This window comes from Mycobacterium sp., assembly GCF_035653355.1.
Lineage (GTDB): Bacteria > Actinomycetota > Actinomycetes > Mycobacteriales > Mycobacteriaceae > Mycobacterium.
Map to the genome: position 1 here is coordinate 1 of NZ_DASRBZ010000317.1, position 3,465 is coordinate 3,465.

General features: G+C 66.6%; 4 protein-coding genes. All 4 read left to right on the forward strand.

The window, feature by feature from the left end; all coding sequences use genetic code 11:
* Positions 1–732 (forward strand): NADH-ubiquinone oxidoreductase-F iron-sulfur binding region domain-containing protein (locus tag VFA16_RS11080; RefSeq protein ID WP_324967850.1); only part of this gene is annotated, 732 nt, incomplete at its 5' end.
* Positions 733–740: 8 nt separating this feature from the next.
* Complete coding sequence (locus tag VFA16_RS11085) at positions 741–1,040, forward strand: ferredoxin (protein WP_324967853.1); 300 nt, start codon at positions 741–743, stop codon at positions 1,038–1,040.
* Complete coding sequence (locus tag VFA16_RS11090) at positions 1,022–2,683, forward strand: thiolase C-terminal domain-containing protein (RefSeq protein WP_324967851.1); 1,662 nt, start codon at positions 1,022–1,024, stop codon at positions 2,681–2,683. Before VFA16_RS11085 ends, VFA16_RS11090 begins: the two co-directional genes overlap by 19 nt.
* Positions 2,684–2,730: 47 nt before the next feature.
* The coding region (locus VFA16_RS11095) for an alpha/beta hydrolase (RefSeq protein WP_414687693.1) at positions 2,731–3,465 on the forward strand (735 nt) is incomplete at its 3' end.

Sequence of the window (3,465 nt, forward strand, 5' to 3'; positions counted from 1 at the left end):
GACAAGCCGCCGCGCCCGTTCGAAGAGGGCGTCGGCGGGCGACCGACCCTGGTGAGCAACGTCGAAACCCTGGCCAACCTGCCGTATCTGCAACGGCACGGCTCGGCAGAGTTTCGCGCTCAGGGCACCGAAATGTCGCCGGGCACCTTTTTGCTGACGCTCAGCGGCGCGGGACGACCCCCGGGTCTCTATGAGTTGCCTTTCGGCCTGCCTTTTACAGAAGTACTCGCGCTGCACGGTGTTTCGACTGAGCAGGTGCGGGGTGTGTTGATGGGCGGCTATTTCGCCGGCTTGCTTAACCGCGTTGTGCTCGACGCCACGTTGGACTACGAGACGCTGCGGGGGCTCGGCAGCGGGCTGGGAGCCGGCGCGATCTCGCTGCTGACTGACGACTGCCCGGTGGCGGTGGCCGCGTCGGTGTTGGCGTATTTCGACCGTGAGAACGCCGGCCAGTGCGGGTCGTGTTTCAACGGCACTGCGGCGATGGCAGCCGTCGCCGGGGCGTTGCGTGACGGTGCGGCGACTACCGAGGATCTTGCCCGACTGCGGCGCTGGTCGGTGACGCTGCGTGGTCGCGGTGCGTGTGCGACTCTCGATGCCGCTACAAACATGGCGGCCAGCCTGCTGGATCAATTTCCGCACGCGGTGGAGCGCCATCTCGATAACGCTTGCCAGTCTTGCCGTCTCGGTGTATTTCGTGCCGATCGGCCTTACGAGGTAGAACCGGCATGACCGAACGCATGACGATCCGCCTGGACCGCACCATCTGCGACGGCTTCGGCATTTGCGCCAAGCATGCGCCGAAGTACTTTTCGCTCGACGACTGGGGATACGCGTCGCTGACCGGGGACGGCACCGTCGCCGACGAGGACCACGACGCAGTCATGCGGGCGCTGCTGGACTGCCCGGTGCACGCGATCATGGAGATCGGCGAGTACCGGCCCCACGACACCCGACCGCCGTCGAGCGGTCCGGAGGATGACCCCACTGCGCATCTCAAAACAGAAGAGAACGAAGCGGAGTGGGGGTTCACGCGTTGACCGGACGCCCGCTGCCTCTGCTCACACACGACAACGAATTCTTCTGGACCTCTGGCGCCGACGGGAAGTTACGTTTCCAGGAATGCGTAGACTGCCGCGCGCTGATCCATCCGCCCGCGCCGGTGTGCCGGTATTGCCGCTCGCACAACCTCGGCGTGCGCGTGGTGTCCGGTCGCGCGACGCTGGCCGGCTTCACCGTCAACCACCGGTTCAGCCTGCCCGGCTTGCCGGCGCCCTATGTGGTGGCGCAGGTGGCGATCGCTGAAGACCCACGCGTTCGCCTGACCACCAACATTATTGAGTGCGATCCCGATCAGCTGCAGCTGGGCCAGCCGGTGGAAGTGGTCTTCGAGCAGGCCGAAGACGTCTGGCTGCCGCTGTTTCGTCCCCTCGCCGGCACGGAGCCCGAAGCGTTGCCGGCCGACGAGATCGCGCCGGAGAGTTTCGGCGAATACGTACGCCCCATGCTCACCCACGAGAAGTTCGAAGACAAGGTGGCCCTCACGGGAATCGGCATGTCCGACATCGGTCGCCGGTTGATGGTCCCGCCGCTCACGCTGACCGTGCAGGCTTGTGAGGCCGCGATCGCCGATGCCGGCCTGACACTCGACGACATCGACGGCCTGTCAACGTATCCGGGCGGCGGCAATCTCGGCGGATTCGGTGAGGGCGGAGTCACCGCGCTGGAGGCTGCGCTGGGAATCCGGCCGACGTGGCACAACGGCGGCATCGAGACCTTCGGCCCGGGCGGATCGGTGATCGCCGCCATGCTCGCGGTCGCTGGCGGGCTGGCCCGGCATGTGCTGTGCTTCCGGACGCTGTGGGAGGCCACCTACAACGAGCTGATCAAGCAGGGCAAGATCGCCCCACCCGGCGGTCGAACGACAAGCTGGCTGATGCCGTTTGGCGCCACCTCGGCGGCCCACATGCTGGCACAGAACGCCCAGCGGCACATGCATCGGTACGGCACGACGAAAGAGACGCTGGGTTGGATCGCCTTGAACCAGCGCGCCAATGCCGAACTGAACCCGACGGCGATCTATCGCGAGCCGATGACGATGGAGGACTACCTCAGGGCGCGCCCGATCACTACGCCGTTTGGTCTGTACGACTGTGACGTGCCGTGTGACGGGGCTATCGCCGTCATCGTGTCCGCTGTCGACGCCGCCCGCGACCTGGCCAAGCCGCCAGTGCTGGTGGAGGCGGTCGGGACGCAGATCATCGAGCGGATCGACTGGGACCAAAGCACTTTGACCCATGAGCCGCAGGTGTTGGGCCAGTCGGCGCATCTGTGGTCGCGCACCTCGCTGACGCCGGCGGACGTCGACCTCGCCGAACTGTACGACGGGTTCACCATGAATTGCCTGTCGTGGATCGAGGCGTTGGGCTTCTGCGAAATCGGTGAGGCCAAGGACTTTCTGGGCGGCGGCAAGAACATCGCCCGCGACGGTCTGTTGCCGCTGAATACGCACGGCGGCCAGCTATCCCACGGACGCACCCATGGCATGGGTTTGCTGCACGAAGCGGTCAGCCAGCTGCGCGGGGAGGCCGGCGACCGCCAAGTTGTCGGCGCGCGCGTCGGCGTGGTCAGCAGCGGCGGCCTAACGCCCAGCGGTGTACTTCTGCTGCGGGTCGACGCGTGAGCCACTCTGATCCACGCCCTCGCGTCGTCAACGTCGACGGCGTGCCGATGTCGGGATTGGTCGCCGAGGTAGCTCAACCGAGGGCTGTGGTGATGGCCTTGCACGGCGGCGGCACCACCTCGTTGTATTTCGACTGCCCCGGCCATCCGTCGCTGTCCTTGCTGCGGCTCGGTGCCGCCTTGGGATTTACCGTGATAGCGCTGGACCGGCCCGGCTACGGCGCCTCTGGGCCGTACCCGGAGGCGATGGCCCAACCCGAGCAGCGGGTCAACCTCGGCTATGCGGCTGTCGAGCGCATTCTTGGTGAGCGGCCGCGAGGTGCCGGCCTTTTCGTGATGGCACATTCGGGCGGTTGCGAGTTGGCGCTCCGCATGGCCGCCGACGAGCGCGGCGACCAGCTGCTCGGCGTCGAACTGGCCGGCACGGGCCGCCACTATCACCCTGCGAGCCGCGAGGTGCTCAAGACAGCAACGCGCGATCACCGACCGGCGGGCCTGCGTGAGCTGTTGTGGCACCCCACGCGGCTGTATCCCCCCGACGTGCTCAGCGGGATCACGAACTCCTCGACCGCTCCCGCCTACGAGGAGGCGGTGGTGACAAGTTGGGCCCGCCAAGACTTTCCGGCGCTGGCGGCTTGCGTGCGCATCCCAATGCAGTTCAGCGTCGCCGAACACGAGCGAGTCTGGCAGTCCGATTCAGCGGCGTTGGCTGAAATCGCCGCGATGTTCTCGGCGTCGCCCCGCTTCGCCCTCAACGAACAAGTCGGAGCCGGACACAATCTC